This window comes from Paenibacillus sp. UASWS1643 (assembly GCF_008693195.1).
Classification (GTDB): domain Bacteria; phylum Bacillota; class Bacilli; order Paenibacillales; family Paenibacillaceae; genus Paenibacillus; species Paenibacillus amylolyticus_B.
This window is the reverse complement of record NZ_VXKZ01000115.1, coordinates 238,429-265,257: the sequence shown is the minus strand read 5'-3', so window position 1 is coordinate 265,257 and position 26,829 is coordinate 238,429. Positions and strand designations below refer to the sequence as shown.

The window sequence follows — 26,829 nt, the reverse complement described above, 5'->3', positions numbered from 1 at the left end:
TGTACATCAAAGAAAACAAGGTATCTTCTGTCTTCACATCACCAATTAATAGATTGTTCGACCTTGTTCATCCGCTATGCCGCTCTTGCGATAGAAATACGTATTGATCATGTCCCGCCATTCCTTCGCATGTTCTGCCTGGTTATCCTGTAATGAAGCAACTTTACTGAAAATAACTGGGTCGATATGGCCCTCCAGCTGTCTCCATGTCTCGGCTAATGCCTCTGCCTGTGCAACACCTTCAAAGTGTGTATCATAAATATGCTGAATGACCGTTTTACCGGAATGCAGAACATGGGTGTATGGCACGTGATGGAATAATAAGATTAGCTCATCTGGACAGGTGTCCAAGGACTCATAGCGATCCGCATTCTCAGGGTGATACTGTGAGGTGTATCCTGTGCCGCTCTTCACGGTTCGATCTACACCAATGCCATGACAATCGGCAAAGTGATACGTTCCCCATTTGGAATACTCGTATCCATCTACATTCGGTCCATAATGATGTTCGGGATTAACCATCCAACCCACACCGAGAGGCGCCGTATAATTCTCATAGATATCTAGTGAAGTCAAAAGCATATCCGTAACCTTCCGCACGACTTCGTCTTCATGTCCAAATGTGAGTCTCACCCACTCATCGGCAATCTCTTCTGCCGACAGCTCCGGATTCCACGCAAGTCTCCCGTATCCATACAGATTCGCCTGCGCGAGTGGGTGTCCTGTCCAACAGGCATCAGCACCAATGTTGGAGACTGCCGCGAAGCCGCTGTGAGGTCGTTTATACAGAGAACCATCCGCGATTCTCTTGATCTCTGAACCTTTGCCTTTGGCGTAGGTGTCAAAGTCCAATACTTCTTTCCACTGGGGAACCAGATAACAGAGATGACGCTGTTGTCCGGTATACTCCTGTGTGATCTGAAATTCAATTACCTGATTCGTATGTTCCATGGCTCCGAACAGCGGGGATACCGCCTCCCTCACCTGAAAGTCCATCGGCCCGTTCTTGATCTGCAAAATGACATTTTCGGCAAAACGCCCATCCAGCGGCGTAAAGTGGTCATATGCTGCACGTGCACGGTCAGTGGAACGATCCCGCCAGTCCTGCTTGCAGTTATAGACGAAGCAACGCCAGATCACCAATCCACCGAATGGCCGAAGGGCTTCAGCCAGCATGTTTGCACCATCAGCATGATCACGGTTATACGTGAACGGTCCCGGCCGATTCTCGGAGTCTGCCTTGATCAGGTAACCGCCAAAATCCGGAATGGCTGCGTACACCTTGGCCGTTTGCATGTTCCACCATTCCCGTACCTGCGCATCCAGCGGATCTGCTGTACGTAACCCACCAATCTCGATTGGACTCGCGTAGTTGGCGCTCAGGAACAATCGAATACCATACGCTCTGAATTCAGCAGCAACCTTCGCCACATCGCTAAGATAACGTTCCGTCAGAAACAGGCTCTCACGGCGATGTACATTGACATTATTGATCGATATGGCATTGATGCCTGTCGAAGCGAGTAAACGTGCGTAGTCCCTGATGCGGTCCAAGTCCAGTGTGAATTCCCCGTTATCATAGAAAATGGAGTCTCCTGCGTATCCACGTTCAATGCTGCCGTCCACGTTATCCCACTGGTTAATCATCCGTAGCGCATTGGTAGGCTGCTCTGTAATGAAGCTCCATTTACTCACAGCGCCATCCGCCTCACTTGCACCACCTTGATCCATTGTCAGTTCCCGAAGCAGATGGAATGCACCATACAATAATCCTTGGGGAGTCTCTGAACCAATGACCAGCACACCCTCGCTTTCACGAATGATGTACCCTTCTCCTTGAACAGCAGAACGCTCTGTCTCACTGAACGACGCAGCCACCGAATCGCTCCCTGTCCAAGTACCGATTCGTATGGCGGGATCGGAATCGTGATTGTGCCGCTCACTTTGCTGAGCATCAGACAGCTGACTGACTGTCGGTTTCACGCCATACAGCTTCTCCAGTCCCCGTGAAAGTTCGGTCAGTGCTGTTGTGATTACTCCATGCTTCTCTTCCGCCAGTATCAGCTTGCTCCACGCAGGAGCCTTCTTACGGGCAATTCCATTCGCTTTTGGCAATTCGGAGTGATACCCCAGCCATGCATCATACTGTGGACCTGACAAAGCAGATTGAACGATAGATTGGTTCATTGTACCGCCTCCTTGGTAGCATAGATCTGTGCAAGGTGATTCCCTTTTCCTTCGAGTAGCCATAGAATCGACGTCACACCACGCGGATAGTACTTGCTGCCAACCGCTACACCAGACAGGATCTGATCACTCCAGCACCAGTACGATTCCTCCGGATGCAACAGCCAGTTGACATGAGCCGCGTCTGCTGCCTTGCCTGTCTCATTCCATTCCACATCCAGCAGCTCTCTAGCGATGAACTGGGACAGATAGATTTTGCTCAGCCACGAGTTATTGCTTGTTGAGGACAGTTTCCAGCCTCCATCTTCGAACAGGCATGTTCCTGGTACAAGAACCGTCTTCAGATGAGTTTGGAGTGCTTTCAGATAAGGTCCAAAACGACCATTGACATCCAATGCTGCTTCACAGCCTGTAAAGTAAGGGAATACCAGACCTTCAATCGCCGGAATGATTCGAGAATCATTATTTTCTGCAATAACAGCTGGGATGTAGCCGCCATCCGTCAACTGTGCAGCAATACTGGCAGCGCAGCGATCCGCTTGAAGCCCTGCTTGATGGGACAGATCCGCCAACTTCTCCGTTGCGAACAGCTTCTCCAATGCAACATAGACCGCCCAACATTTACCCGCCAGATAGATATTATTGCGAGACTGACCCAGTGACACATCCAGGCTGTCGTAGGTTGTAATTTCCGCTCCACCTTGGGTACGGCTGCTATCTAGGCCCATCAGACCGTTACGCTGCTCCGCGATAGGATGGTCACGATTAAGCATACTTTCGAAGCAATTTTGGATAACAGGCAGCATGTTTTTCACAAATGCTTGATCCTGTGTCTGTTCAATGTATACTGTCGCGCAGCAGAGCCAGTTCACCAGTTCCTCGTGGCTCATCTGTGAAAAGCAGTCGTCAATGCCAACCAGTTCATATGCCGAGTGTCCAGGGCGTGAGAACACGTTGGCAACACCCATATCATGGGTAAAGGTAATTCCGCCCGGATGTAACTTTTCTTCCCCCGGGAAACGAACCTGATCGGTATAACTGTATCGTTTGACAAACCACTCCAGCTCATTACGCACCGTCCATGGATTCAAGGCAAGCTCGAAGTACAACTGATCGGCCGTCAGATCAAGTGTGTTCATCATCCGATACTCCCCTTCGTTCACCACCCAGAGTGGCTCGCCATCGGCATCCAGGAATTGAGTACTGGCATAATAACTGTGAATGGAATGAGCAAGCATGAATGATTGATCTTCGGTCAAAGCAACCGTTCCAAGGCGCTGTTCAACCTCTCCACAGGATGCGGTCAACTCACTGAAGCGTTGTAGTGCATACTCTCCTGCTGCCTGAATATCGGAGAAGTAGCGCGTATACCAATACGTTGTGTCCAATCCGGTTGTCACAATGCCCCCGCGATAGAAACTTACTGCAAATTGATACGTACGTTTCTCTCCAGCCGGTACCTCCATCAGTAGTGCAGCGGTTGAGCCAAGTCCAAATGCCAGATTATCCCCATGTTTCTCCTGCAAGAGCTTCTCCAGCGTGAATCCGCGTGCTGGCCACAGTCCGTCATCTGCCGACATAATCGCTGTAAGTCGACCTTGTCCCACACCTGTGATGGAGCCACCTTCCGGTCCCCCAATCAGACGCATCGCAGAGTACGGATCATTGCCCTGATAGCCAAAGTAGGCTTTGCGGGGTTGTTGACCTTCCGTATTGTCAATCGTCATCTCAACCAATACGGCAGGTACGAGTGCATCCATTAATTCTTCACGATCCCCATTCGTTGGATCAGGTACTGGACGTACAGGCGAGTAGATACGGAACGTCAGATCTCCAGCAGTCCACGTATCCGTACCTGAGGTGAATTCACGGGTAATCTCTTCATCGCGAAAAGCCGTAATAAGAGGTTGTGGAACTTGGGTCGCTATTGTCGACGCCGGGTCCCCATTCTCCAACTTCTCTACATCATAGCGGCTGCTCTCATCCTCGGAAGCTTCATAAAAAGGAAGCGCCTGATAATTGTCGCCATCGCGAGATTGTAATCCAATATATACATTCTGGTCAGCCGGCTTGCCGAGTTCAAGACCCAGCCCGCCTTTGGCTCCTTTGTAACCCAGTGTAAAACTCGCAAAAGCACCAATCGGTGCGTGATGTGCATTATAAAAGATGGATTTCGATGTGCTCACGAATCATAACCCCTCTCAAAATGGTTTGCATACGTTTTCATTAGCCCCATCCTAACACGTGGTTCCACCTCAGACCATGATCAAATCAATCGGATATTTACCCAAATCAAGCTGATAGACTATAATGGATTAAAGCGGTTACAAAAAATCATTCCATTTGATATAAGCGCATGTTCAAAATCTTATTTTTTGAACAACCTCTAAATAAAGGGGGATCTTCCATGTCTTCAACGTATTTGCCTCCTACTTTGGGAGAAAGTGTCCATGAAGTTTTTTATCCAGATGTGCAAACAACGGTCAATCTGTTCGCCATTCATTTACGAAGAGTTGGTACGGACTGGGATTATCCGGCGCATGAGCACCCTCAATATGAACTGAATTATGTTACCGAAGGCGAGCAAAGGATGATGGTGAACGGTACCCTATATATTCAAAAGGCTGGCGAACTGCTCCTGATTCCACCGGGAAGCATTCATTCCAGTCAGAGCCATAACGGCAAGGGATTCACGTATTTTTGTATGCACTTTGATATTGATGATCAGTTGTTCCTATCGTTGTTGGCACGCATCAAGCAAATACGATTCAGCGCGGATAGTGCGGTTACACAGCAGATTGAGCCGGTTTTACACAAATTGATGTCATCTGCGGATGATGAAACTGCAAATACGATGGTGCAGCGTATGCAGTTGCAATCTGCGGTATTTGAACTATTTGGCCATCTGTGGGAGGCGGTCTCGCAAGAGGCAGCACAATGGTTTACCGACGGACATGAAAAGATCGAACTAGCCCACCAGATTCGCAATCGACTGCAGGGCCTGATGAGTCAGCAATTCAAACAGGGACACGAATCGAGTGGTCACTATGGCATTGATGATATTGCAGCCGAGCTGGGTATCAGTTCTTCTCACTGTAATCGCGTGTTCAAGCAGGTATTTGGTCAGTCTCCCCGTGCTGTATTGTCCCAGTTGGTTTTGCATGAAGCGAAGCTACTTCTGGGCAATCCGAAGCTATCCGTTCAAAATATTGCCGTCATGCTTGGTTACAAGGATATTGCCCATTTCAGTCGTCAATTCAAGCGCTGGTCCGGCATGTCACCATCCCGTTACCGACAGGAAAAGCCTGCTCTGGAATAAGGTCCAGTAGCAGGCTTTCGTCTTTCTTATTTATTTCAACAAACGTTTAATCAGCTTCAGCTTGTTATCATACGGGGGATACAGAATCGGCAGATTCAGTTTGGTGCTTTTTTTCAGTACACTTTTGAGATGGGAGAACGTTTCGAAGCTGTAATTTCCATGATATGAACCAACACCGGAATGACCAACACCGCCAAATGGCAAACGCGGATTGGCAACATGTGTAATGGTATCGTTAATGCAGCCGCCTCCAAAAGAAACTTCACGCAGCACCTTGTCCTGAATCTGTGTGTCGGAAGTAAACAGATACAAGGCGAGTGGTTTCGGCCGCTTTACGATCTCTACAATGGCCTCATCTACGTTACGGTAGCTAATGATAGGCAGAATCGGTCCAAAGATTTCATCTTCCATCGTAGCTGCATCCCAAGATTCAGCATCAATTAATGTAGGTTCAATGAAACGGTCTTCCTCATCCGATGCGCCACCATATATCACTTTGGCCTGATCCCGTTCAATCAACGTCGTCAGACGTTTAAAATGACCCTTGTTCACGATTCGTCCATAGTCCTTGTTGTGCTGGATATCCGATCCAAAGAAGGACACGATCGCTGCTTTCATCTCTGTAATTAACGGTTCCTTCACGCGCTCATGCACGAGCAAATAATCGGGTGCGATACAGGTCTGTCCTGTATTGAGCAGTTTGCCCCATATAATGCGTTGCGCAGCTACTTTGATATCCGCCTGTTCATCAACGATGACCGGACTCTTGCCTCCCAGTTCTAACGTAACGGGAACGAGATTTTTGGCAGCTGCCTCCATCACAATCTTGCCTACCGGTACACTGCCTGTAAAAAAAATATAGTCAAATGGCGCATTAATCAGCGCTGTCGTTGTGTCTTTGGCACCTTCAAGCACTTGTACGTATGCCGGTTCGAACACACTCGCAATCATTTCACGTACAACCGCGGACACTGCCGGTGTATTCTCTGACGCTTTGAGCACGGCTGTGTTACCTGCTGCAATCGCCCCTACCAATGGTTCGATTAAGAGTTGAAATGGATAATTGAATGGTCCAATGATCAGAACAGACCCATAGGGTTCAGGTATAATAACACTTTTGGACCCCAAGAGTGCCATTTGCGTTTTCACTTTAACGGGTTTCACCCATTTTTTCACTTTACGAATGGTGTGTGTAATGCTGTCCATCATAAATCCAATCTCGGTCGTGTAGGATTCGAACTCGCTTTTGCCCAAATCCTGATAGAGAGCTTCTGTCAGTCTGAATTCGTACTTTTGAATGGCCTGCTTCAGTTGGGTCAGACGGGCAATTCGAGCTTCTGCTGATCGTGTGGCCCCGGAATGAAAGAATTGTCGTTGCTGATCCAAAATTAGTTCAACTTCCTGACTGGTTACTTCCTGCATAGTCGTTGTCATATATACATACTCCTCTGTTTAGTTTTGATTAAGAGTTTAAAATTACGAACCTATTATGTACATGCAAAAGCATGTTACAGCACTATTCCTCTACAGGCACTCTTCTTCCAAAGCAGCTACCAGTTCCTTCAGCAGTTCCACCGATGCATTCAATGAAGCCGAATAATATCGCTGTGTGCCCTTTTGTTCCACGGATATAAGCCCCTTCTCTAACAAAAGCTTGAGATGATGAGATATGGCTGGCCGGGATAGACTGGATTGCTCAGTAATTTCATTCACGGTCATTCTGCCCTTCTCGGTGAGTGTCAGCAAAATGGCTTGACGGTGATTGTCACTTAACACCTGAAATAACGGGATACAGGTTTGAAAAACGCTGATTGCTTTTTGTCCCATGGTTTCACCTCTATACGATTTCTGTATATTTCTTTATCAATATTCCAACGTGTAATTTCTCCGTTATTTGCGTCTGTTGGTTTAAACATTCGAACCTTATAAACTGAATTGTACTCTGCATTTCCTTGAACTGCAAGTGAATCATCAACTAAATTTAGTATAATGCCGATAAAGCGCTTCCATACTACCATACAAGTATGGTAGTATGTCAATGAAGGAGTTGAAGTTGTGGAATATACCCCGAAGTTATCATCCAAAGCCGGTTTGTTACCTGTTGCGAGCAGCATGTCTTCCATGAATAAGCAATCTTATTCAACGCGAGATGTCGTTTACTTCACGCTGAAACAACTCATTTTAAGTCTGAAAATGCCTCCGGGAACAGCTATTTCTGAGAAGGAAATTTCGCTGGAGTTTCAGGTCAGCCGGACTCCTGTTCGAGAGAGTTTTGTAAGGCTTGCTCAGGAAGGTCTGCTGGAAGTGTACCCACAGCGTGGCACATACGTCTCTCTGATTCAGGTCGATCTCGTTGAGGAAGCACGGTTCATGCGTGAACAGCTCGAACGAGCCGTAATCAGACTCGCCTGCGAGAACTTTCCGAACGAACAGATGGTAGCTCTTGAACAGAACCTTGCGTGGCAGCAGGAATGCAGGATCAAACCGGATGATGAACGAATGTTTCAATTGGATGAGGAATTCCATAGCACTCTTTTTGCAGGCTGCAATAAAAGCAACATCTGGACTGTTATCCAGCAGATGAATGTACATTTGAATCGAAGTCGCATGTTACGCCTGTCCTCGGACCACCAGTGGGATCATTTAATTGAACAACACCTGTCGATGGTCAAGGCCATTCAACAGCATGATGCCGACACAGCAGAGCGACTGATGCAGGAACACTTGCATTTAACTGTTACCGATTTGGCTGTCCTGCAGGATACATATCCTTCCTATTTTCAATGACTGCATTTTTCTTACTACTATTCATGATGAGGTGAACGTGATGAGAATGGTTTTTCGCTGGTTCGGCGAAGGCAATGATACGGTAACGCTGGATCATATCCGGCAGATTCCGGGTGTTGAAGGTATTGTGTGGGCACTGCACGATGTTCCTGCTGGCGAGGAATGGCCAATGGACAAGATACTCGCTGTCAAAACGGCAGCGGATAAGGCCGGGTTACATCTGGATGTCGTTGAGAGTGTGAACATCCACGAAGATATCAAGTTGGGTCTGCCATCAAGGGATAAATACATTGCGAACTATATTAAAACGATGGAGAAACTGGCTCAGGTGGGTGTGAAGGTCATCTGTTACAACTTCATGCCGATCTTCGACTGGCTTCGCACGGATATGCACAAGGAAATGGAGGATGGTTCAACTGCCCTCTTCTATGAGCACAGTAAACTCGCAGATATAGAACCTCTAGAACTCGTTCGACGTATTACGGAAAACTCCGCACTCACCATGCCAGGTTGGGAACCGGAACGATTGCAGTATTTAACAGGTCTGTTCGAAGCCTACAAGGATGTAACCGAGGATCATATGTGGGAGCACGCACGTTATTTCCTGCAAGAGATTATTCCTACAGCCGAACGGCTGGGGATTCGAATGGCCATCCATCCAGATGACCCGCCTTGGCCAATCTTTGGATTGCCGAAGATTATTATAAGTCAGGAGAATGTTCGGAAATATTTGAATCTTTATGATAGCCCTTACAACAGCGTGACACTATGCAGTGGCTCTTTGGGAGCAAATGCGGATAATGACATTATCGGCATGATACACGAGTTCAAGGATCGGATTCCATTTGCCCACATTCGTAATGTCAAAATCTACGAAAACGGCGACTTTATCGAAACTTCACATCGCAGTCAGGATGGTAGTGTTGATATTGCGGGGGTTGTTGAGGCTTATCACGATATCGGTTATGAAGGTTATGCAAGACCCGACCACGGTCGTCATCTCTGGGGAGAACAGTGCCGACCTGGCTATGGACTCTATGACCGGGCTTTGGGAATCATGTATCTCTGGGGCGTCTGGGATTCCCTGCAAAGGAGGGCAAAAGCATGAGTGAACACCAATATGAACGCTCAACTCGTCTCGAAGGCAGAACAGTTGTAATCACCGGAGGTGCTGGGGTATTATGCCGCTCCATGGCGGAAGAACTCGCTCGACATGGTGCAAACGTAGCCATTCTGAACCGTACCGTGTCCAAGGGACAAGAAGTTGTAGCTACAATTGAAGCTGCGGGTGGCAGAGCGATTGCTGTTGCCTGTGACGTAACCCAGGCTGAGAGCGTGCAAGCGGCGGCAGATGCTGTGCTGGAGCAACTTGGACCCTGTGATATTCTTATTAATGGCGCCGGTGGCAATAACGCCAGTGCCAACACCACGAATGAAATTTTCAGATTGGAAGATCTGGCGCAGAGTGATGTCACTACGTTTTTCGATGTATCTGTAGAGGGATTTCGTCAGGTGATGGATCTGAATTTTGTCGGTTCTCTCATCCCCACTCAGATCTTTGCAAAACATATGATAGAGCGCGATGTTCCTGCCACTGTCATCAACATTTCTTCCATGAGCGCTCCATCGCCCATGACGAAAGTTCCAGCGTATAGTGCTGCGAAGGCCGCAATTAACAACTTCACGCAGTGGCTTGCCGTTCATCTGGCCGAATCCGGTATTCGTGTCAATGCTATCGCACCCGGGTTTTTCCTGACCGAGCAGAACCGTAATCTATTACTGCAACCAGACGGCTCACCTACGGAGCGTTCCAGTAAAATTATTGCACATACACCCATGCGTCGCTTTGGCAAACCGGAAGACCTGCTTGGCACATTGATGTGGCTTGCGGATGAAAGACAGTCAGGCTTCGTGACGGGTACAGTCATTCCGGTAGATGGTGGATTTATGGCGTATTCCGGTGTTTAACGATTAACGTGTACATGAATCAGTTCATCATACTATAGAGAATTTATAGAGACCGAAGCCTGGGATACATACCCAGGTTTCGGTTTTTTGCTTTCAAGCATAAGATCATCCAGTGTAGGAAAAGCTTGTTATAGAGCATTGGAGAAGTAGAAGTAGAGGAAGGTGATACATATATGATGGAAGAAACATGGGTTGTTGCAGTAAGGTCTATTATTGCCTTCCTGACCCTGATCATCTACACAAGGGTGCTGGGCAAACAGCAGATGGGTAACTTGACGTATTTTGATTACATTAACGGCATCACAATCGGTTCCATTGCGGGTACGTTTGCAACCGATCTTTCTTCCAAGGCGTGGATTCATTTTGTGGCATTGACCATTTTCACAATCATTACAATCATCTTTCAGTACATTACACTGAAGAATCGCACCATCTCTAAACTAATGGACTCTGACCCCACATTGATCATCCAGAACGGTAAAATTCTCGAACAGAACCTGAGTAAAATGCGAGTCAAATTTGATGAATTGACCATGATGCTGCGGCAAAAGGATGTATTTGATATTACAACGCTGGATTATGCGATTCTGGAACCGGACGGCAGCCTATCTGTTGTTTTAAAACCTGAGAATCAACCCGTAACCGCGAAAGACATGCATATGCACCCGCCCAAGAGCAAGCTGATGACCGAGATTATCATTGATGGCCTGCTGATTAAGCAAAATTTGGAGGAAAGAAACAAAGATATCAACTGGCTCAGCGAGCAGCTGAAAAAGCAAAAGATCACGATACAGGATATTGCTTTTGCGGCCATATTGCCCAATGACAAATTGTATGTTGATCTGTTCAAGGATAAAATCACCGAAAAAATCGATATGGGCGATTATGAGGGGCCTTTCTAAACTCTTTATATCAAGGAGGCGGTTGAATGAAAACGCGTTTCTGGCTGCTATATGTGCTTCCGATCTTCCTCATTCTTGTGTTCGTTGCAATTATGGCTAGCGGATCCTTTCTCAAAAAGCCCTTTGGCACCGATGATCGCTTGCTTGAATCTATACAAACATTAGAGAAACAGGTTGAGGGTAAAAAATGGACTGAAGCCAAGTCTCAAGTCGATTACGCAATGCAGGCCTGGGAAAAAATCGTCGACCGCATTCAGTTCAGTGTGGAGCGTGAAACAATATATGATATTCTGGGCACCCTGGCTCGGATCAAGGGCGGCATTGCGGCAGAGGATGATAAGGCGATTATGGAAGAGATTTATTACTTTTATGTGTTATGGGATAATCTTGGAGATTAGGTTCAATTCTTTAATATCAGATGTAAGTCCAAAAACAAAAGGCACTATCCTTTTATGAAGAAAGGAAGTGCCTTCTTTGCTTTTATATAACTTATATCCGTTACGCTCTTCGTAATCCCCGAGACCGTGTCGATCGCGAAGTGCCTTCTTTGCGGAAAAAGAGACCGAGTGCTCCCTTGGCACACCACAGTGCAAACAAAGCGAACAACGTGCCCCAGAACAGCGCCGGAAGGAATGTCTGCTGAGCGAGATTCGCTGCATCCCCTGCCCGTGAAGGTTGAGTCCAGGACATCAGTCCAACGTATACAGCACTAACAACCGACTCTTCCAGCGTAAGAAACGCCAGTAACAGATAATAGAACTTCACGATCTTGGCGCCAAAAATCATAATGACAACGTTCAGTACGATGAACCCGGTCAGCCATAACATGCCGAACTCCCCTCTTACATATAACAGGAGTGACACCAGAGCGACAGCCGTCATAATACCGAGTCCCCACATGTGCAAGCCTTTGCGGTATAAGTAAAACAACAGCCAGGCGAACAGTGATGCACTGATATATCCCGCCAGAGAAACCAGGATCGATCTGCCTGGCGTCAGCATGGAAGAGTAAGTTACACCACTATGATCAGCGTATAATTCAATGCGCAGCACTTTACCGGACAATACTAGTGTCATTAGTGCATGACCGAATTCGTGAATCATCGTATCCAGGTTACGGAACAAGGACGAAAATGGGATGAATCGTGTAAGAAAGACGGAGCCTAGTAGAAAAAGTATCGTTTTGACCCACTTATTCAATCGTGCCATACCTCCTTTACCTTCAAATAAACAAGCCTATCCTTTATACTACGCTTTTTTCACTCGATTCGTTTCGGCTTCCAAACTGTAGGGCACAGTGCTCCATCCACCAGCAGAAGCTCCGATTGTGTCCAATGAAAAAAGAAGACAGATCATAGCGGCCCTTTTCGGCCTCTAGCGTAACGAGCAGTCGATTCCGCATCCGACGGAGAGCATAATGTACGAATTGATCTGCAACCTCACTTTGTATCAGGGTAACATAAGCATAAAGGGAATGATCGACAGGTTCATCAAGCGGACTCACCCCTGCACAAGAAAATTCCGTCCTCACGCCCGCACTCTGAAGTATGGACAATGCCTTCACGAGTTCGGCATCAACTTCAACACCGTTCCAAATCTCTATTTTCTTCGCGGATACTGTATGTTTGTCACGTTCCGTCCAGTGCATGAGCTCCAGCTTCCGCCGTCTCCACAGATGGGCAGGCTGTTCACTTAACAGCACTTCATGTTCCTCATTTAAATTCATGCAATGCGTCCTCCTGTTCTCCTCGATCCGGTCACCTTATTCAACAAAGAGAGAGCACATCCCTGTGCTCTCTGCTTTGCAAAAAGGCAAAGGAATGGCGATCCATTCCTCAGCATGTTGTATTATTGTACCTTTTTCGGTGAGAGGCATCAAATCGATCTTTTATTATTCGTTCAGCGCCAGTTTCAGAGCCTCCAAATTTTGTCTCATCACGCTGATGTAGTCCATTCCCGCCGCTAACTCTTCCTCGGTAAGTCCCTCAATCGGGTTCAATACAGCCGTTTTGGCTCCCACTTCACTCGCGATCGTCTCAGACACTTTGGATGAAACCAGTGTTTCGAAGAAAATGGTCTTCACCTGATGTTCTTTTGCAAAATCAATGACAGATGCCATCTGCGCTGCTGAAGGTTCTTGCTCAGGAGATAACCCTGCGATGGGCACCTGTTGCAATCCATATTCTTTGGCAAGGTAGCCAAATGCAGCGTGTTGTGTGATGAAATCCTTGCGTTTGCTATCCGTCACAGCCGCCTTGAAGTCCTGATCCAGTGACTCCAGTTGAGCAATGTAAGCATCTGCATTCTGCTTGAACTGTTCAGCGTGTTCCGGGGAAGCCTGCGCCAGTCCTGCTTCAATATTGCGCACTTCTTTTACAGCCAATGCAGGTGACAGCCATACGTGGGGATCAAGTCCACCGTGATCGTGATCATGTCCTTCTTCTGCCTCGGCGTCATGATCGTGGTCGTGTTCTTCAGCAGTTGCTTCATCTGCATGATCGTGGTCGTGTTCTTCTGTAGTCGCTTCATTCGCATGGTCATGATCGTGGTCATGTTCTGTTGCCTCTGAATCTTCATGATTGTGATCATGCTCTCCACCTTCAAGCAGGTTGATGCCCTTGCTTGCTTCCACCTGAATGAGCGAAGCGTTGCTTAGACTTCCGGTGACCTGATCCATCCATGATTCCATACCCGCACCGTTGTATACAAGCACATCCGCTTTTTCAATGCTGGCAATATCTTGTGGTGTGGGCTCCCAATCATGAGGCTCCATTCCTGCTGGAACGAGGGTATGCACCTCTGCCAGATCACCTGCCACATTTTTGGTGAACTCGTACATCGGGTAGAAGCTGACCTGCACGTTTAATTTTGAGGTTTCCGTCTCGACTGGAACGGAAGTGCCTGTCGAAGCTGTATTTGCATCAGAAGCGGATTTTTGTCCGCAGCCTGCGACGATAAGTGTAAGACTAAACAACAATCCGAGCGTAGCTTTTTTACTGAATTTCATGTGGTGTATTCCTCCTAGAATGGTTGACCAGAATGACGTGCTGTGATTTCGTTTGTTTACGGTGACGCTTGCGGTTATATCGTGCAATCAGCTTTTGCGCTGATATTCCAGTCAATAGGATGACCAACAGGATGAGTGCAATTGTTCCTCCCGGTGGTGTATTTAGATGGTAAGATGTTGTGAGCCCGCTAAAAATACCGATTAATCCTGTAATTACCGCGACAATAATCGCTGCTGTAAAACTGCGAGACACTCTCAGTGCCAAGGCAGCAGGTAATACAATGAGAGCAGACACCAGCAACACACCGACAATCGGCATCGCTGAAGCTACAGTCATTCCTGTCAGAATGGCAAATGCAAACGATAAGCCTCTCACCTGAACGCCTCCAATGGAAGCTGTCTCTTCATCAAACGTAAAGCTATACAACGGTCTCCGGAGCAGGATGAAAAAAAGTAAACCTATGACACATACTCCTGCCATCATCCACAATTGTATATCGCTAACCGCGACAATAGATCCAAATAAGTATGAGCTGAAGGTCTTGGACAAATTGGTTTTGAGACTCATTAATACCACAGCAAGAGCCAGCCCCGAAGTCATGATGATCGCCACAGGTACCTCGCTGTAGGTTCGGTAACTTCGCCGCAGTTGTTCAACCAGTAATGCACCGATAATTGCAATAGCGAATCCGCAGATCACCGGGTTAAGATTCATGACCGAACCGAGCGCAACCCCTGCGAGTGAGACATGGGATAACGTGTCTGCCATAAGGACCTGCCGCCTGAGCATCAGATAAACCCCGAGAATTGGAGCGATGACTCCAATCAGTCCACCTGCCCAGAAGGCACGTTGCATGAATTCGTACTCAAACACTGCCATTCCTCACTTTCTTGCCGCTCCAGGGTAATGGTGCGGTCCAATCGATCTCCCATTTCTTCCAGCCCGTGAGTAACCATAATAATCGTTAATCCATGAACATCCGCATAATGGCGCATCAGATTGTAAAATCCTTCACGGCTGTGGCGGTCCATTCCCGTTGTTGGCTCATCCAGTACCAGAACCTGCGGTTGCCCAGCCATAGCTCTTGCAATACAGATCCTTTGCTTCTGTCCACCAGACAGCTCACCGACTCGTGTATTCCGATATTCCCACATGCCAACTTCACGCAGACTGCGTTCAACGATGGCATCCTGCTCCAATGTAAATCTGCGGAATAGTCCCAGCCTGGTGTAACATCCTGACCGAACAAGTTCAATCACCGTACTGGGAAATCCACTATTAAACGATGCCACCTGCTGGGGCACATACCCAATATTCGAGTTGTTCCCACGTTTCAACTGCGGATTCATATGTATCGTGCCGCTCCAGGGCTTCAATAGCCCCAGCAGCAGCTTTAACAGGGTTGTTTTGGCAGAACCATTGGGGCCAGTAATGCCTATGAACTCTCCCACATGGATATCCAGCGACAGTTGATCAATGACCGGCTCTTTGCCATATCCAAATACAACATCACGCATGGAGGATAGTATCATGCCTTTCCCTCTTTTCGTAATTATTGCGATTTAAAAAAACAAAAAAATTTTATCTGGTTTCCCGGTGGATCGTCATTTTCTTCAAACGTGGGGAATACTTCTTCATCTCAAGTCTCTCTGGATGGTTACGTTTGTTCTTGGTTGTTGTGTAGTTGCGATCTCCGCACTCGGTGCAGGCTAAAGTTACAATGACTCTCATGTTTTTTGCCTCCTCTTATTTAATCGTAATCATTACTATTTAATGATATTAGCCTATGCTTTTTCGTTTGTCAACTCCACGCTGGAAAAGGATCTTTCAGTTCACGCCAGTTCATCCCCATTTCCTCCTCCGTAAGAAGAGTCTCATCCAATGTACGTTCAATCTCTACCCGATCCATATCAATGCCGATAAATACTAATTTGGTTACCCGGTCACCCCACTCATCATCCCAGTCTGGTATGCTTGGCAGCGTGTCGCCAAAATGAAGTTGCCTTTCCTCCTCACTCATCGCACCTACCCATATTCCTGCTGGCGCAAGCTGCTTCGATGTGCCTGCATGACTGAAAGAGATCGCCATATGGTTCCTTGTTGCCAGCCACATCAGGCCTTTGGATCGCACGATATTATCTGGCCATTTCACAATCCAACGCAGCAATCGTTCCGGGTGGAATGGACGTTTACGATGATAGACAAATGAATGAATTCCATATTCTTCAGTCTCCGGGGTATGTTCTTCTTTCATTAATTCGCGGATCCAACCCGCGGACTGGCTTGCTTTTTCAAAATCAAAACGTCCCGTATTCATTATCTCTCTCGGATCAATCTGCCCATGTGTTGTTCGAATGAGCTTGGCCTCCGGTTGCATAGCATGTAGTGCCTTCTCAAGCTTCGAAAGTTCTTTCTCCGATACCAAATCACATTTGTTCAGAATCAGCACATCACAGAATTCCACCTGATCCGTCAGCAGATGAACGATTCCGCGAACATCGTCTTCCCCCGCTTGCTGTCCGCGGTCCTTCAATGTTTCTTTGGAATAAAAATCACGCCAGAACTGGGCAGCATCAACAACCGTAACCATAGTGTCCAGACGAGTGAATTTCGTCAAATCAATGCCAAGTTCCTCGTCGATATACGTAAACGTCTGCGCGACAGGTACCGGTTCACCAATCCCAGTGGATTCGATCAATATGTAGTCAAAAGAACCATCAAGCGCCAGCCGCTCAACTTCTTTCAGCAGATCCTCCCGTAAGGTGCAGCAGATGCAACCATTGGACATCTCTACCAGTTTCTCATCAATACGTGATAATCCTCCACCATCTCGTATTAAACCTGCATCGATGTTAACCTCACTGAGATCATTAACGATAACAGCAACCCGCATCCCCTCGCGGTTATGAAGCACATGATTGAGAAGTGTCGTTTTGCCTGCACCCAAATATCCACTAAGTACGGTTACTGGAACCCGCTGTTGAACCTGTTGATCTGACATTTCTGCTTCCTCCACTCTGTTTAAGTTGTAACCTTATTCGTAATTATTACTATTAAGGATGATCAATCCGAACTATACCGCAGTTTTCTTTAGGTTGTCAACTCTACTATGATGAAGAATCTTGATTAATCGTAAAAATGTTGATTAGAACATAGGAATGATGTATGTTGCCGCACGTACAAGCATATATTTTAGCAAAGTCCTGGTTATGGAGGTCTGTTTCATGAAAATGGCAGCCAATTTGAAGCTCCTGTCCTTGCTAATTCCTTGTGCATTTCTTGTTCCCGTGTTGATCACAATGGCTCCAGACCTGAAAGAAGCATGGAACAGTGAAGCTTTGCAAAATATGAAAACCGTATTCATAGGTATCTTTCTTGAAGCCGCACCTTTTCTGCTCATGGGTGTGTTATTGTCCTCGCTCATGCAGTGGTTTGTATCCGAAGAAATGGTCCGCAAACTCACGCCCAAGAATCCGATCGGCGGTGTGCTGGTCGCAGGGTTGCTCGGTATTATTTTTCCCATCTGCGAATGTGGCATGATCCCTGTAGTGAGAAGGTTGATGCACAAAGGCATGCCAGCCTATATCGCAGTGACGTTCATCTTGAGTGGTCCCGTAGTCAATCCCATCGTATTTACCGCAACCTTGCTCGCCTTTCCCTCCCATCCTGAGATTACCATTGCCCGCATGGGACTGGCCTTTGCCGTAGCAGCTTCCATAGGCATGCTTGTGTATGTGTTTGTTCGTCGAAATCCCCTTCGGTTGCCAAAAGTCGCAGTGACAGAGGTCAAGACACATCCTGGGTTTAAAATGGCGCAACCTCACGCGCACGCAAATGCACAGGATCATAAACATGTAAAAAACTGGCGCAGCTTCTTCATTCACGCCGGAGACGAATTCGTCGATATGAGCAAATATCTGGTGATCGGTGCCCTGATTACAGCCTGCATCCAGACATTCATTAGCCGCAGCGATCTCATCTCACTTGGCAATGGTCCTGTTGCCTCCTATGTGTTCATGATGGGATTTGCATATGTATTGTCTCTCTGCTCCACGTCTGATGCGTTTGTGGCTTCTGCGTTCTCACATACGTTTGCACTTGGGCCGCTGGTATCCTTCCTTGTGCTTGGTCCAATGCTGGATTTCAAAAGCACCCTGATGCTGCTCTCGACCTTCCGTACCCGGTTTGTTATTGGTCTAAGTCTAGCCATTATCACGCTCGTCTTCGCCGGCTCGTGGTTGATTAATCTGCTGGTCTAAAGGTTGAGCAACATACTTCATGACCTAAATGATTAATCTCATAAACTTTCATCCTGACGATTAATAGAAATGAGGTGATGTTATGAACCACACTATCTATACGATGACCAAACCTCCTGTTCCAAGGTCACACGTCATCCAATGGCACAACTTGATCCGTGCGGTCTGGATCGGCGGTCTTGCGGTATACATTATACATTTGAATTCAAGTGACTCGCTTCATTATTATTTGGCTCCTACCATGCAAAAACTGCTATTATGCTGCCCTGTTCCCTTAATGTTTATTGCAGTTATCATGGCCTGGCATGGACTGTTCAGTAGTAACGAAGTTCATTGCGATTGTGAACATCCACCTCCTTCCGGTTTCCTACGCAGCTCGTTGGTATATGGTCTGATTGCTATCCCCTTGTTGCTGGGGTTTCTGTTACCTGATCGGGCGCTCGGCAGTTCCATGGCCAGTCAGAAAGGAATGTCTCTCACCTATGCCCCTCCCGAGATTCGTCGAAAAGAGCCTTTACCTGATCCAGCAACGCAATTGAATGTACAAGATCACACACAAAAACCAACGACCGTTCAGCCTGCATCGGCTACCAAAGTACAATTCATTCCCCCAGACGAGTATAGCCGCGAATTCGCTGAACTGGCGGAGAAGTTGTATGCAGAACAGGTCATCCGAGTCTATCCCGAGATCTTCTCTGAAACCCTCGGCACGATTGATATGTTCCAGCGACAATTTGCAGGCAAAGATATCTCCTTAACCGGATTCGTTTATCGGGACAAAAGCATGGATCATGAATCACATTTTGCGCTGGGACGATTTCTCGTCATGTGTTGCCCCGCGGACGCAGCTCCCTTTGGCGTGATGATCCACATCCCAGAAGCGGATAGCTTCCCTACAGACAGCTGGGTGCAAATCGATGGCAGCATCGGTTCAGCACAGGTGAACGGTAAGGATACGATTGAGATTCGGGCAACAAAGGTGACACCTGTAGCTGAGCCATCCACGCCTTACATTTATACAAACGCAGATTCGGTGATGGCGTATGAGCAAATAAAGAGCCCGTAGTTGCTCGCAATAACTAACAGCGTACTTTCAACGACAAAAAGCCCCAAAGCTATGGATTACATCGCTTTGGGGCTTTCATGTACAGCCAGGATGAGATTACATCTCGTCTGCTCTGATTGTATTATTCCGTTACGATATCATGAACCAATACAGGAGCATCAGCATGATCCGCAATTGTAATGTTTTCTTTAATCTTCGCAATGACGTCTGTTACGTCTTCACGATTGGCATGGATCGTTACGAGGGACTCACCAGCTTTGACTGGGTCACCGACTTTTTTGTTCAGCATCAGACCAACAGCGAGATCGATCTCAGACTCTTTTGTTGCACGGCCTGCGCCGAGCAGCATTGCTGCAGTTCCGATTTCGTCAGCGACGATTCCGGCAACGTAGCCGTCTTTGTCTGCTGGAACTTCAACCAGATATTGTGCTTGTGGCAAACGATCTGGATGATCCACAACCGAAGCGTCTCCGCCTTGGTTTGCCAAGAAATCTTTGAATTTCTCCAGTGCTTTACCGTTCTGAATCACTTCTTTCAATTTCTCCTCAGCGTGCTCCAAGGAATCTGCCTTGCCAGCAAGGAATACCATCTGACGTCCAAGTGCCAGACACAGTTCTTCCAGATCTTTTGGACCTTTACCTTGCAGTGTGAGGATGGCTTCTTTCACTTCAAGCGCGTTACCAATCGCCAGACCCAGTGGTTGGGACATATCGGAGATAACAGCCATCGTTTTACGGCCAACATTGTTACCGATACTTACCATGGCATGTGCCAATTCTTTAGCATCTTCCGTTGTTTTCATGAATGCACCAGCACCCGTTTTAACATCCAATACGATTGCATCAGCACCTGCTGCAATTTTCTTACTCATGATGGAGCTGGCGATCAATGGAATGGAGTTAACGGTAGCTGTTACGTCACGCAGTGCATAGAGCTTTTTGTCTGCAGGCGTAAGGTTACCACTTTGTCCAATAACTGCAACCTTATGTTCGTTTACGAGACGAATGAATTCTTCTTTTTCAAGCTCTACGTGGAAACCAGCAACGGATTCCAGCTTGTCTGTTGTACCACCCGTGTGACCAAGTCCACGTCCGGACATTTTGGCAACAGGAACATCCAGCGCAGCAACAAGCGGAGCGAGTACCAGTGTTGTTGTATCGCCCACTCCTCCTGTGGAGTGCTTATCTACTTTGATGCCTTCGATAGCTGAAAGGTCGATCGTTTCACCTGAATTCACCATCGACATCGTCAGGTCGGCACGTTCCTTGTCTGTCATATCTTTGAAAAATACTGCCATCGCCCAAGCGCTGACTTGATAGTCCGGGATCTCTCCTTGCGTGTATCCTTGAACAACAAAATCAATCTCAGCTGTTGTCAGTTCTTTTCCGTCGCGTTTCTTGGCAATAATGTCTACCATTCTCATGATGATCTCTCCTTGTGTGTGAAATTGATTGTATAGAACACTTTGTAGTTAGACCGTTCCGGCCCCGGATCGTTCTTTTGATCGCTGTTGTCTCCAAGTTTTTTTTGATCCATTTGCAATGGAGAAAACTCGGAGACAAAGGCGAGCGCTAACGCTTCTTCAGAATCGATTCCGTGTCCTTCACTCCGTGCTTAAACAAAAGTTTCGATTAAAATCAAATGATTGTTGAAGTAAAATGCAACAACATCTGTTGTTATCTTATAGAACACTCTGTAGTTTGACCGTTCCGGCCCCGGATCGTTCTTACGATCGCTGTTGTCTCCAAGTTTTTTTGATCCATTTTACAATGGGAAAACTCGGAGACAAAGGCGAGCGCTAACGCTTCTTCAGAATCGATTCCGTGTCCTTCACTCCGTGCTTAAAACAAAAGTTTCGATTAAAATCAAATGATTGTTGAAGTAAAATGCAACAACATCTGTTGTCATCTTATACAATACTCTGTAGTTAGAACGTTCCGGCCCCGGATCGTTCCTGTGATCGCTTTGCTTCTTCAGAATCGATTCCGTGTCCTTCACTCCGTGCTTAAACAAAAGTTTCGATCCACATCAATTGAATATAAAATGCAACAATTACAGTGTGATTGCTGTATCCAAAGCAACTACCATCATGTCGTTGAACGTTTTTTGACGCTCTTCGGCAGATGTTTCTTCGCCTGTCAGCAAGTGGTCACTTACCGTCAGGATGGTCAGTGCGTTAACACCAAACTTGGCAGCGATAGTGTACAATGCTGTTGTCTCCATCTCTACGCCGAGTACGCCATGTTTCATCAACTTCTCGGTTACGGAACGGTCATCGCGGTAGAAAGAATCGGAGCTGAACACGTTACCGACGTGAATTTTCATGCCTTTAGCTGTTGCACGGTCATATGCTTCTTTCAGCAGGGAAAACGTAGCGATTGGTGAGAAGTCATAACCACCGAATACGTGTTTGTTCATGCTGGAATCTGTACATGCTGCTTGTGCAAGGATAACGTCACGTACACGTACATGCTCCTGCATACCGCCACAAGTTCCTACACGAATCAGGTTTTTTACGCCATATTCGCTGATCAATTCGTTAGCATAGATTGCAAAGGACGGAATTCCCATCCCTGAACCTTGCACCGAAATCCGGTGTCCTTGATATGTACCTGTGTAACCGAGCATTCCACGAACTTCGTTGTAACATACAACATCTTCAAGGTACGTATCTGCGATATATTTCGCGCGCAAAGGGTCTCCTGGCAATAGGATCGTTTCTGCGATATCCCCGGGTTTTGCTCCAATATGTGTACTCATGAATGAATCTCCTCCAGTTATAAATATTTCTATTATTATGGCATGACCGGAGTAGCCCAAGCTACTCCGACCTCCCCTATCCAGTTTTTGAAAAACTTATTTCAAATCCTTCAGGAAGCTGGTACCATATTCCGGCATTTTCACTCCAAAGTTCTCTGCTACGGTTGCACCAAGGTCTGCAAACGTGCTGCGCAGGTCAAGCTTTTTGCCCTCGCTGAAGCGTGGAGAATAGGCAAGCAGTGGTACATATTCACGTGTATGGTCAGTACCACGGTATGTTGGATCGTTACCATGGTCAGCTGTGATCAGCAGCAGATCATCGTTGGTCATTTTGGCAAAAATCTCTGGCAGCCGTGCATCATAGTCTTCAAGTGCCTGAGCATATCCTTGCGGATCACGACGGTGACCGTACAGGGCATCAAAATCAACCAGATTCAGGAAGCTGAGTCCAGTGAACTCTTCATCCATCGTTTCAGACAACTTGTCCATGCCATCCATGTTAGAAACGGTACGAACAGCCTTGGTTACACCTTCGCCATCATAGATATCTGCGATTTTACCCAAAGCAATCACATCAAATCCGCTATCTTGCAGTTCATTCATAACAGTACGACCAAACGGTTTAAGCGCATAGTCATGACGATTCGCAGTACGTTTCCAGTTACCCGCTTCACCTACAAATGGACGTGCAATAATGCGGCCGAGCATATACGGATCTTCAAGTGTAATCTCACGGCAGAACTCACAGATCTCATACAGTTCTTTCAGTGGAACAACATCCTCATGTGCTGCGATTTGCAGAACCGAATCCGCGGATGTATAGACGATGAGCGCGCCAGTTTCAACATGCTCTGCACCCAGCTCATCCAGAATTTCCGTGCCGCTGGCCGGTTTGTTACCAATTACTTTGCGGCCCGTTTTCTCTTCAATACGCTGAATCAACTCATCGGGAAAACCATTCTCGAACACACGGAAAGGTGTATCAATGTAAAGACCCATCAGCTCCCAGTGACCTGTCATTGTGTCTTTGCCTCTGGATGCTTCCTGCATCTTGGTGTAATACGCTTTAGGTGCATCCGCTACAGGGACACCCTCTATTTCTTTGATGTTGGACAGTCCGAGACTGGCCATGTGAGGCATTTTCAGACCTCCGCGTTCACGTGCAATGTGACCGAAGGTATCTACATCAAAATCATCAAATTCTGCTGCATCCGGCGCTTCGCCGATCCCTACAGAATCCATAACGATCAGATGTACTCTTTTGAATGTTGACATAACATAAGCACTCCTTCCAATAATCCGGTTTACAAGAAAAGTCCGGCGATGATCGCTGACAATACACTGACGAGCGATGCACCGTAAAGCAGTTTCAGACCGAAGCGGGCCACCACATTACCTTGTTTCTCATGAAGTCCCTTCACAGCACCGGCAATGATTCCGATGGAGGAGAAGTTGGCGAACGATACGAGGAAGACGGATACGATCCCTGTTGTTCTGGCAGACAATAAGGTCTCCTTCGCCAGAGCAAGCATGGCAACAAATTCGTTGGATACCATTTTGGTTGCCATAATACTTCCCGCCTGAATCGCTTCTTTCCAAGGAACACCCATAATAAAGGCTAATGGTGCAAACACATAACCAAGCAGCTCCTGGAACGAAATGCCAAGCACCGCGCTGAAAATTCCGTTAACAAGTGCAATCAAGGCAACAAATCCGATTAACATCGCAGCTACGATGATGGCAACTTTGAATCCATCCAGGATGTATTCGCCGAGCATTTCGAAGAAGGACTGTTTCTCCTCTTCCTGTACTTCCAATATATCTTCTTCCTCTGTAACCTCATAAGGATTCACAATGGAAGCAATGATAAAACCGCCAAACAGGTTTAGCACAAGTGCCGTAACCACATATTTCGGATCAATCATGGACATATAGGCACCGACAATCGACATCGATACCGTGGACATCGCCGAAGCACACAAGGTGTACAACCGATGTTTTGGCAACAACCCAATTTGTTTTTTCACAGAAATGAACACTTCAGATTGCCCCAATACAGCCGAAGCAACCGCGTTATATGATTCCAGTTTGCCCATTCCGTTGATTTTGCTTAATACCAGACCAATATATTTTATAACAAAAGGTAAGATTCGGATATACTGCAATATCCCAATGAGGGCAGAGATGACAACAATCGGCATCAATACGTTTAGGAAGAACGGAAATCCGCCATTAGCATCCGGAACACCAGTTAAACCACCGAATACAAATGAAATCCCTTCATTTGCATAGGCCAGCAAACTTTCAAATATGGTCGCAAATCCACCAATCAGCCATGTTCCTACCCCTGTATTCAGCAAGGCATAGGCCAGGATCACCTGCAAAACAATCATAACGACCAGCGGTCGGTATCGAATCTTCTTTTTACCGTTGCTTGCGATATAAGCCAATCCAAAAACAACGAGTAAACCAAGAAGGGCAATTAGAAATTTCATTTGATCTCTCCTTTGAAGGTAGTTAAGCCGGATGTGAAATTCAGCTCAAAGGGTGCTTAAGCATTCTTATCAGTAATCTTTCAGAAAACTTATGAAGCGCTTACAATAAGTTCCGTTAATTTAAATATAAGTGTAAATTGTGTTCTCTGTACCTGAGACGAAGCCTCAAGTACAGAGAACATAACATTACTTTTGTTTGATAAGCTTGTGCTTGTTCAACCTTTTGCTTAATAAGAAGATGTAGACTGACCACCCTGCATAATCTTCACGCCAGAACTAGCACCGATACGAGTTGCACCCGCTTCGATCATTTTCTGCATATCTTCCAGGCTACGTACGCCACCGGAAGCTTTAACGCCAACGTCAGGACCTACAGTACGACGCATCAAAGCGATATCTTCTGGCGTTGCTCCACCTGTGGAGAAACCTGTAGAAGTTTTAACAAAATCAGCTCCAGCTCGCACAGCTGCCTGACAAGCACGTACTTTCTCTTCATCCGTCAACAGACAAGTTTCAATAATAACTTTCACCAAAGCTTTACCCGCAGCTGCTTCAACAACAGCACGAATATCTTGTTCAACGAAATCATCTTTGCCATCTTTCAAAGCACTGATGTTGATGACCATATCGACTTCAGTTGCACCTTTAGCAATCGCATCTTGCGTTTCGAAAGCTTTTGTCTCCGATGTAGATGCTCCCAAAGGGAACCCAATAACGGTGCAGATATCTACGCCAGTACCCTGCAACTGATCAGCAGCATAAGCAACCCAGCCGGGGTTAACACATACGGAAGCAAACTGATATTGCTTTGCTTCTTCAGTTAACTTGGCCATTTCACTTTGCGTTGCGTCCGCACGAAGCAACGTATGGTCGATCATTTTAGCTAATTGTGGTGTAGTCAATTGAATCTCTCCCTTATCTGAACTAGTTATTTTCTATACCCTTACACTAACATGAACATATGTAAAAATCAACTTGAACTTTTGTTCACAGTTACACTTGTATTTCTTCTCCGTTATATTTTCTTCCTAAAAAAGCAAAACATCCGCCCCTTTTGCGTGGCAGATGTTGTCATCCATATCCATTTGAAATTAAAATCGAAGTAATGCCTGCGCTGTGTACTGGTCCGTGACCAGAATATTTGCGTAATGACCTTTGAGCGCGGCGTGAATGGCTTCAATTTTGCGTTGTCCCCCGGCAACAAGAATTGATTTTTCCTTATTTCTCAACTCGGCCAGATCAATTCCAACGGTTCTGCTGTTAATCTCTTCACTGATCAACTGACCTTCCGCGTCGAAAAAGCGTGAACAAATGTCACCTGCACCGGAGTTCATCAGCAATTGTTGCTCTTCTTCATTGAAGTAACCGAGCCTGAACAATAATGCATCTTCTTTCACAGTACCCACGGTAAACAAAGCAATGTTGGCCTGTCTGCCAAGTTCCACGATTCTGCCGATATGTCGATCCGCTTCTACCATGTTTTTTACTTCAATGTTGTCGAAAATAACAGGCAGTGGCAAATACCTTGGTACCGTATGGAATGCCTCAGCGAACAAATGAACAATCTCAGCGGCGTACGTATTGACATGGGAGTGGCTTACGCCCCCCTTCAATTGCACGACTTCGACACCTTTAACCTGCTTGGGACGAAGCTGGCGCGCTACAGCATGCATGGTTGTTCCCCAAGTCACCCCAATGATATCTGCATCCTGAACCGTCTCTTGAAGGTAGTCTGCTGCTCGTTTGCTGATATGCTTCTGTATTTCCTCATCACTCTTCAATGGGGCAAAACACACAAGTGCCGTATCCAGATCATATTTCGACTTAAGTTCTCCGGCAATGATATCGATATCCTCCAGCGGGTCCATAATTTCAATCCGGACGTATCCGCGATCTTTGGCGTACTGAAGTAACCTTGATACGGTTGGACGCGACACGCCCAACCTTGCGGCAATATCCTGTTGGCTATAATCGGACTGATAATACAATTTCGCTGCTTCAATGCTTAATCGTTGCTTCTCCAGGTCCATTCCCATGTGCGCTCATCTCACTCATCCTATTGTCTTTGGAAAATAAAT

25 protein-coding genes are annotated in these 26,829 nt (G+C 46.6%); 8 read left to right on the top strand and 17 right to left on the bottom strand.

The features are described 5' to 3' along the window. Positions 1 to 45: 45 nt before the first annotated feature. Positions 46 to 2,187, bottom strand: coding sequence for an alpha-glucuronidase family glycosyl hydrolase (locus tag FE296_RS25840; RefSeq protein WP_150366790.1), 2,142 nt, complete (start codon positions 2,185 to 2,187; stop codon positions 46 to 48). Next, a complete protein-coding gene (locus FE296_RS25835; protein WP_150366789.1) occupies positions 2,184 to 4,373 on the bottom strand; it encodes a glycoside hydrolase family 52 protein in 2,190 nt (729 codons plus the stop codon). The genes FE296_RS25840 and FE296_RS25835 overlap by 4 nt, the downstream gene beginning before the upstream one ends. A gap of 221 nt (positions 4,374 to 4,594) precedes the next feature. Here FE296_RS25835 and FE296_RS25830 point away from each other — a divergent pair, with 221 nt between their 5' ends. After that, positions 4,595 to 5,506 (top strand): AraC family transcriptional regulator, encoded by a 912-nt coding sequence (locus tag FE296_RS25830; protein WP_150366788.1) that lies wholly within the window; start codon positions 4,595 to 4,597, stop codon positions 5,504 to 5,506. A 30-nt stretch (positions 5,507 to 5,536) separates the two neighbouring features. Here the strand turns inward: FE296_RS25830 and FE296_RS25825 are convergent, their stop codons facing one another. Both FE296_RS25825 and FE296_RS25820 read right to left on the bottom strand, forming a co-directional pair. Next, on the bottom strand, positions 5,537 to 6,940 hold the full coding sequence (locus FE296_RS25825; RefSeq protein ID WP_150366787.1) for an aldehyde dehydrogenase: 1,404 nt from the start codon (positions 6,938 to 6,940) through the stop codon (positions 5,537 to 5,539). 90 nt (positions 6,941 to 7,030) lie between these two features. After that, on the bottom strand, positions 7,031 to 7,333 hold the full coding sequence (locus FE296_RS25820) for an ArsR/SmtB family transcription factor (RefSeq protein WP_076331658.1): 303 nt from the start codon (positions 7,331 to 7,333) through the stop codon (positions 7,031 to 7,033). 285 nt (positions 7,334 to 7,618) lie between these two features. Here FE296_RS25820 and FE296_RS25815 point away from each other — a divergent pair, with 285 nt between their 5' ends. The 5 genes from FE296_RS25815 (at position 7,619) to FE296_RS25795 (ending at position 11,561) form a co-directional block, all read left to right on the top strand. After that, entirely contained in the window at positions 7,619 to 8,293 is a 675-nt protein-coding gene (locus FE296_RS25815; protein WP_150367675.1) for a GntR family transcriptional regulator, read from the top strand. 40 nt (positions 8,294 to 8,333) lie between these two features. Next, the gene (gene uxuA / locus FE296_RS25810) at positions 8,334 to 9,401 is read left to right on the top strand and encodes a mannonate dehydratase (protein ID WP_150366786.1); all 1,068 of its coding nucleotides are present in this window, start codon (positions 8,334 to 8,336) and stop codon (positions 9,399 to 9,401) included. Then, the gene (locus tag FE296_RS25805; RefSeq protein WP_150366785.1) at positions 9,398 to 10,261 is read left to right on the top strand and encodes an SDR family oxidoreductase; all 864 of its coding nucleotides are present in this window, start codon (positions 9,398 to 9,400) and stop codon (positions 10,259 to 10,261) included. The genes uxuA and FE296_RS25805 overlap by 4 nt, the downstream gene beginning before the upstream one ends. Positions 10,262 to 10,434: 173 nt before the next feature. Beyond that, positions 10,435 to 11,163, top strand: a complete 729-nt coding sequence (locus FE296_RS25800) for a DUF421 domain-containing protein (protein WP_083684362.1) — start codon at positions 10,435 to 10,437, stop codon at positions 11,161 to 11,163. Between the two features lie 26 nt (positions 11,164 to 11,189). Further along, positions 11,190 to 11,561, top strand: coding sequence for a DUF4363 family protein (locus FE296_RS25795; protein WP_124115138.1), 372 nt, complete (start codon positions 11,190 to 11,192; stop codon positions 11,559 to 11,561). A gap of 100 nt (positions 11,562 to 11,661) precedes the next feature. Here the strand turns inward: FE296_RS25795 and FE296_RS25790 are convergent, their stop codons facing one another. From FE296_RS25790 to FE296_RS25760, 7 genes are all read right to left on the bottom strand, one after another. Then, positions 11,662 to 12,363 carry a M50 family metallopeptidase gene (locus FE296_RS25790; protein ID WP_124115139.1) on the bottom strand — a complete coding sequence of 234 codons (702 nt, stop codon included), beginning with the start codon at positions 12,361 to 12,363 and terminating at the stop codon, positions 11,662 to 11,664. 43 nt (positions 12,364 to 12,406) lie between these two features. After that, positions 12,407 to 12,889, bottom strand: coding sequence for a hypothetical protein (locus FE296_RS25785; protein ID WP_091019451.1), 483 nt, complete (start codon positions 12,887 to 12,889; stop codon positions 12,407 to 12,409). 165 nt (positions 12,890 to 13,054) lie between these two features. Further along, positions 13,055 to 14,170 (bottom strand): metal ABC transporter solute-binding protein, Zn/Mn family, encoded by a 1,116-nt coding sequence (locus tag FE296_RS25780; protein WP_150366784.1) that lies wholly within the window; start codon positions 14,168 to 14,170, stop codon positions 13,055 to 13,057. Next, positions 14,157 to 15,050 carry a metal ABC transporter permease gene (locus tag FE296_RS25775; RefSeq protein ID WP_091019455.1) on the bottom strand — a complete coding sequence of 298 codons (894 nt, stop codon included), beginning with the start codon at positions 15,048 to 15,050 and terminating at the stop codon, positions 14,157 to 14,159. Before FE296_RS25775 ends, FE296_RS25780 begins: the two co-directional genes overlap by 14 nt. Then, positions 14,996 to 15,703 carry a metal ABC transporter ATP-binding protein gene (locus tag FE296_RS25770; RefSeq protein WP_150366783.1) on the bottom strand — a complete coding sequence of 236 codons (708 nt, stop codon included), beginning with the start codon at positions 15,701 to 15,703 and terminating at the stop codon, positions 14,996 to 14,998. Before FE296_RS25770 ends, FE296_RS25775 begins: the two co-directional genes overlap by 55 nt. Positions 15,704 to 15,752: 49 nt before the next feature. Further along, a complete protein-coding gene (gene rpmG, locus FE296_RS25765; protein WP_036613813.1) occupies positions 15,753 to 15,902 on the bottom strand; it encodes a 50S ribosomal protein L33 in 150 nt (49 codons plus the stop codon). Positions 15,903 to 15,972: 70 nt separating this feature from the next. Continuing rightward, positions 15,973 to 17,172: a GTP-binding protein gene (locus FE296_RS25760; protein WP_150366782.1), complete on the bottom strand. Its 1,200-nt coding sequence runs from the start codon at positions 17,170 to 17,172 to the stop codon at positions 15,973 to 15,975. Positions 17,173 to 17,395: 223 nt separating this feature from the next. On the opposite strand from FE296_RS25760, the gene FE296_RS25755 reads away from it, so the two are divergent. After that, positions 17,396 to 18,430: a permease gene (locus FE296_RS25755; protein WP_124115146.1), complete on the top strand. Its 1,035-nt coding sequence runs from the start codon at positions 17,396 to 17,398 to the stop codon at positions 18,428 to 18,430. Between the two features lie 82 nt (positions 18,431 to 18,512). Further along, entirely contained in the window at positions 18,513 to 19,496 is a 984-nt protein-coding gene (locus tag FE296_RS25750) for a TIGR03943 family putative permease subunit (RefSeq protein ID WP_150366781.1), read from the top strand. A 121-nt stretch (positions 19,497 to 19,617) separates the two neighbouring features. Here FE296_RS25750 and FE296_RS25745 read toward each other — a convergent pair whose 3' ends face one another. From FE296_RS25745 to deoR, 6 genes are all read right to left on the bottom strand, one after another. After that, complete coding sequence (locus FE296_RS25745; RefSeq protein WP_150366780.1) at positions 19,618 to 20,919, bottom strand: pyrimidine-nucleoside phosphorylase; 1,302 nt, start codon at positions 20,917 to 20,919, stop codon at positions 19,618 to 19,620. A gap of 629 nt (positions 20,920 to 21,548) precedes the next feature. Further along, positions 21,549 to 22,256 carry a purine-nucleoside phosphorylase gene (gene deoD, locus FE296_RS25740; RefSeq protein ID WP_017688193.1) on the bottom strand — a complete coding sequence of 236 codons (708 nt, stop codon included), beginning with the start codon at positions 22,254 to 22,256 and terminating at the stop codon, positions 21,549 to 21,551. 96 nt (positions 22,257 to 22,352) lie between these two features. Next, positions 22,353 to 23,531 (bottom strand): phosphopentomutase, encoded by a 1,179-nt coding sequence (gene deoB, locus FE296_RS25735; RefSeq protein WP_047843308.1) that lies wholly within the window; start codon positions 23,529 to 23,531, stop codon positions 22,353 to 22,355. A 29-nt stretch (positions 23,532 to 23,560) separates the two neighbouring features. Continuing rightward, complete coding sequence (locus tag FE296_RS25730; RefSeq protein WP_124115151.1) at positions 23,561 to 24,751, bottom strand: NupC/NupG family nucleoside CNT transporter; 1,191 nt, start codon at positions 24,749 to 24,751, stop codon at positions 23,561 to 23,563. Between the two features lie 227 nt (positions 24,752 to 24,978). After that, a complete protein-coding gene (gene deoC / locus FE296_RS25725) occupies positions 24,979 to 25,629 on the bottom strand; it encodes a deoxyribose-phosphate aldolase (protein ID WP_124115581.1) in 651 nt (216 codons plus the stop codon). Positions 25,630 to 25,842: 213 nt separating this feature from the next. Further along, entirely contained in the window at positions 25,843 to 26,781 is a 939-nt protein-coding gene (gene deoR / locus FE296_RS25720) for a DNA-binding transcriptional repressor DeoR (protein ID WP_062836066.1), read from the bottom strand. Positions 26,782 to 26,829: the final 48 nt, after the last annotated feature.

Coding starts and splice junctions, on each gene's coding strand:
- deoC (WP_124115581.1), bottom strand. CDS start 25,629: ATGATCGACCATACGTTGCTTCGTGCGGACGCAACGCAAAGTGAAATG.
- deoB (WP_047843308.1), bottom strand. CDS start 23,531: ATGTCAACATTCAAAAGAGTACATCTGATCGTTATGGATTCTGTAGGG.
- deoD (WP_017688193.1), bottom strand. CDS start 22,256: ATGAGTACACATATTGGAGCAAAACCCGGGGATATCGCAGAAACGATC.
- FE296_RS25795 (WP_124115138.1), top strand. CDS start 11,190: ATGAAAACGCGTTTCTGGCTGCTATATGTGCTTCCGATCTTCCTCATT.
- FE296_RS25750 (WP_150366781.1), top strand. CDS start 18,513: ATGAACCACACTATCTATACGATGACCAAACCTCCTGTTCCAAGGTCA.
- FE296_RS25780 (WP_150366784.1), bottom strand. CDS start 14,170: ATGAAATTCAGTAAAAAAGCTACGCTCGGATTGTTGTTTAGTCTTACA.
- FE296_RS25805 (WP_150366785.1), top strand. CDS start 9,398: ATGAGTGAACACCAATATGAACGCTCAACTCGTCTCGAAGGCAGAACA.
- uxuA (WP_150366786.1), top strand. CDS start 8,334: ATGAGAATGGTTTTTCGCTGGTTCGGCGAAGGCAATGATACGGTAACG.
- FE296_RS25830 (WP_150366788.1), top strand. CDS start 4,595: ATGTCTTCAACGTATTTGCCTCCTACTTTGGGAGAAAGTGTCCATGAA.
- FE296_RS25755 (WP_124115146.1), top strand. CDS start 17,396: ATGAAAATGGCAGCCAATTTGAAGCTCCTGTCCTTGCTAATTCCTTGT.
- FE296_RS25840 (WP_150366790.1), bottom strand. CDS start 2,187: ATGAACCAATCTATCGTTCAATCTGCTTTGTCAGGTCCACAGTATGAT.
- FE296_RS25825 (WP_150366787.1), bottom strand. CDS start 6,940: ATGACAACGACTATGCAGGAAGTAACCAGTCAGGAAGTTGAACTAATT.
- FE296_RS25800 (WP_083684362.1), top strand. CDS start 10,435: ATGATGGAAGAAACATGGGTTGTTGCAGTAAGGTCTATTATTGCCTTC.
- FE296_RS25785 (WP_091019451.1), bottom strand. CDS start 12,889: ATGAATTTAAATGAGGAACATGAAGTGCTGTTAAGTGAACAGCCTGCC.
- rpmG (WP_036613813.1), bottom strand. CDS start 15,902: ATGAGAGTCATTGTAACTTTAGCCTGCACCGAGTGCGGAGATCGCAAC.
- deoR (WP_062836066.1), bottom strand. CDS start 26,781: ATGGACCTGGAGAAGCAACGATTAAGCATTGAAGCAGCGAAATTGTAT.
- FE296_RS25770 (WP_150366783.1), bottom strand. CDS start 15,703: ATGATACTATCCTCCATGCGTGATGTTGTATTTGGATATGGCAAAGAG.
- FE296_RS25775 (WP_091019455.1), bottom strand. CDS start 15,050: ATGGCAGTGTTTGAGTACGAATTCATGCAACGTGCCTTCTGGGCAGGT.
- FE296_RS25820 (WP_076331658.1), bottom strand. CDS start 7,333: ATGGGACAAAAAGCAATCAGCGTTTTTCAAACCTGTATCCCGTTATTT.
- FE296_RS25745 (WP_150366780.1), bottom strand. CDS start 20,919: ATGAGAATGGTAGACATTATTGCCAAGAAACGCGACGGAAAAGAACTG.
- FE296_RS25760 (WP_150366782.1), bottom strand. CDS start 17,172: ATGTCAGATCAACAGGTTCAACAGCGGGTTCCAGTAACCGTACTTAGT.
- FE296_RS25815 (WP_150367675.1), top strand. CDS start 7,619: ATGTCTTCCATGAATAAGCAATCTTATTCAACGCGAGATGTCGTTTAC.
- FE296_RS25730 (WP_124115151.1), bottom strand. CDS start 24,751: ATGAAATTTCTAATTGCCCTTCTTGGTTTACTCGTTGTTTTTGGATTG.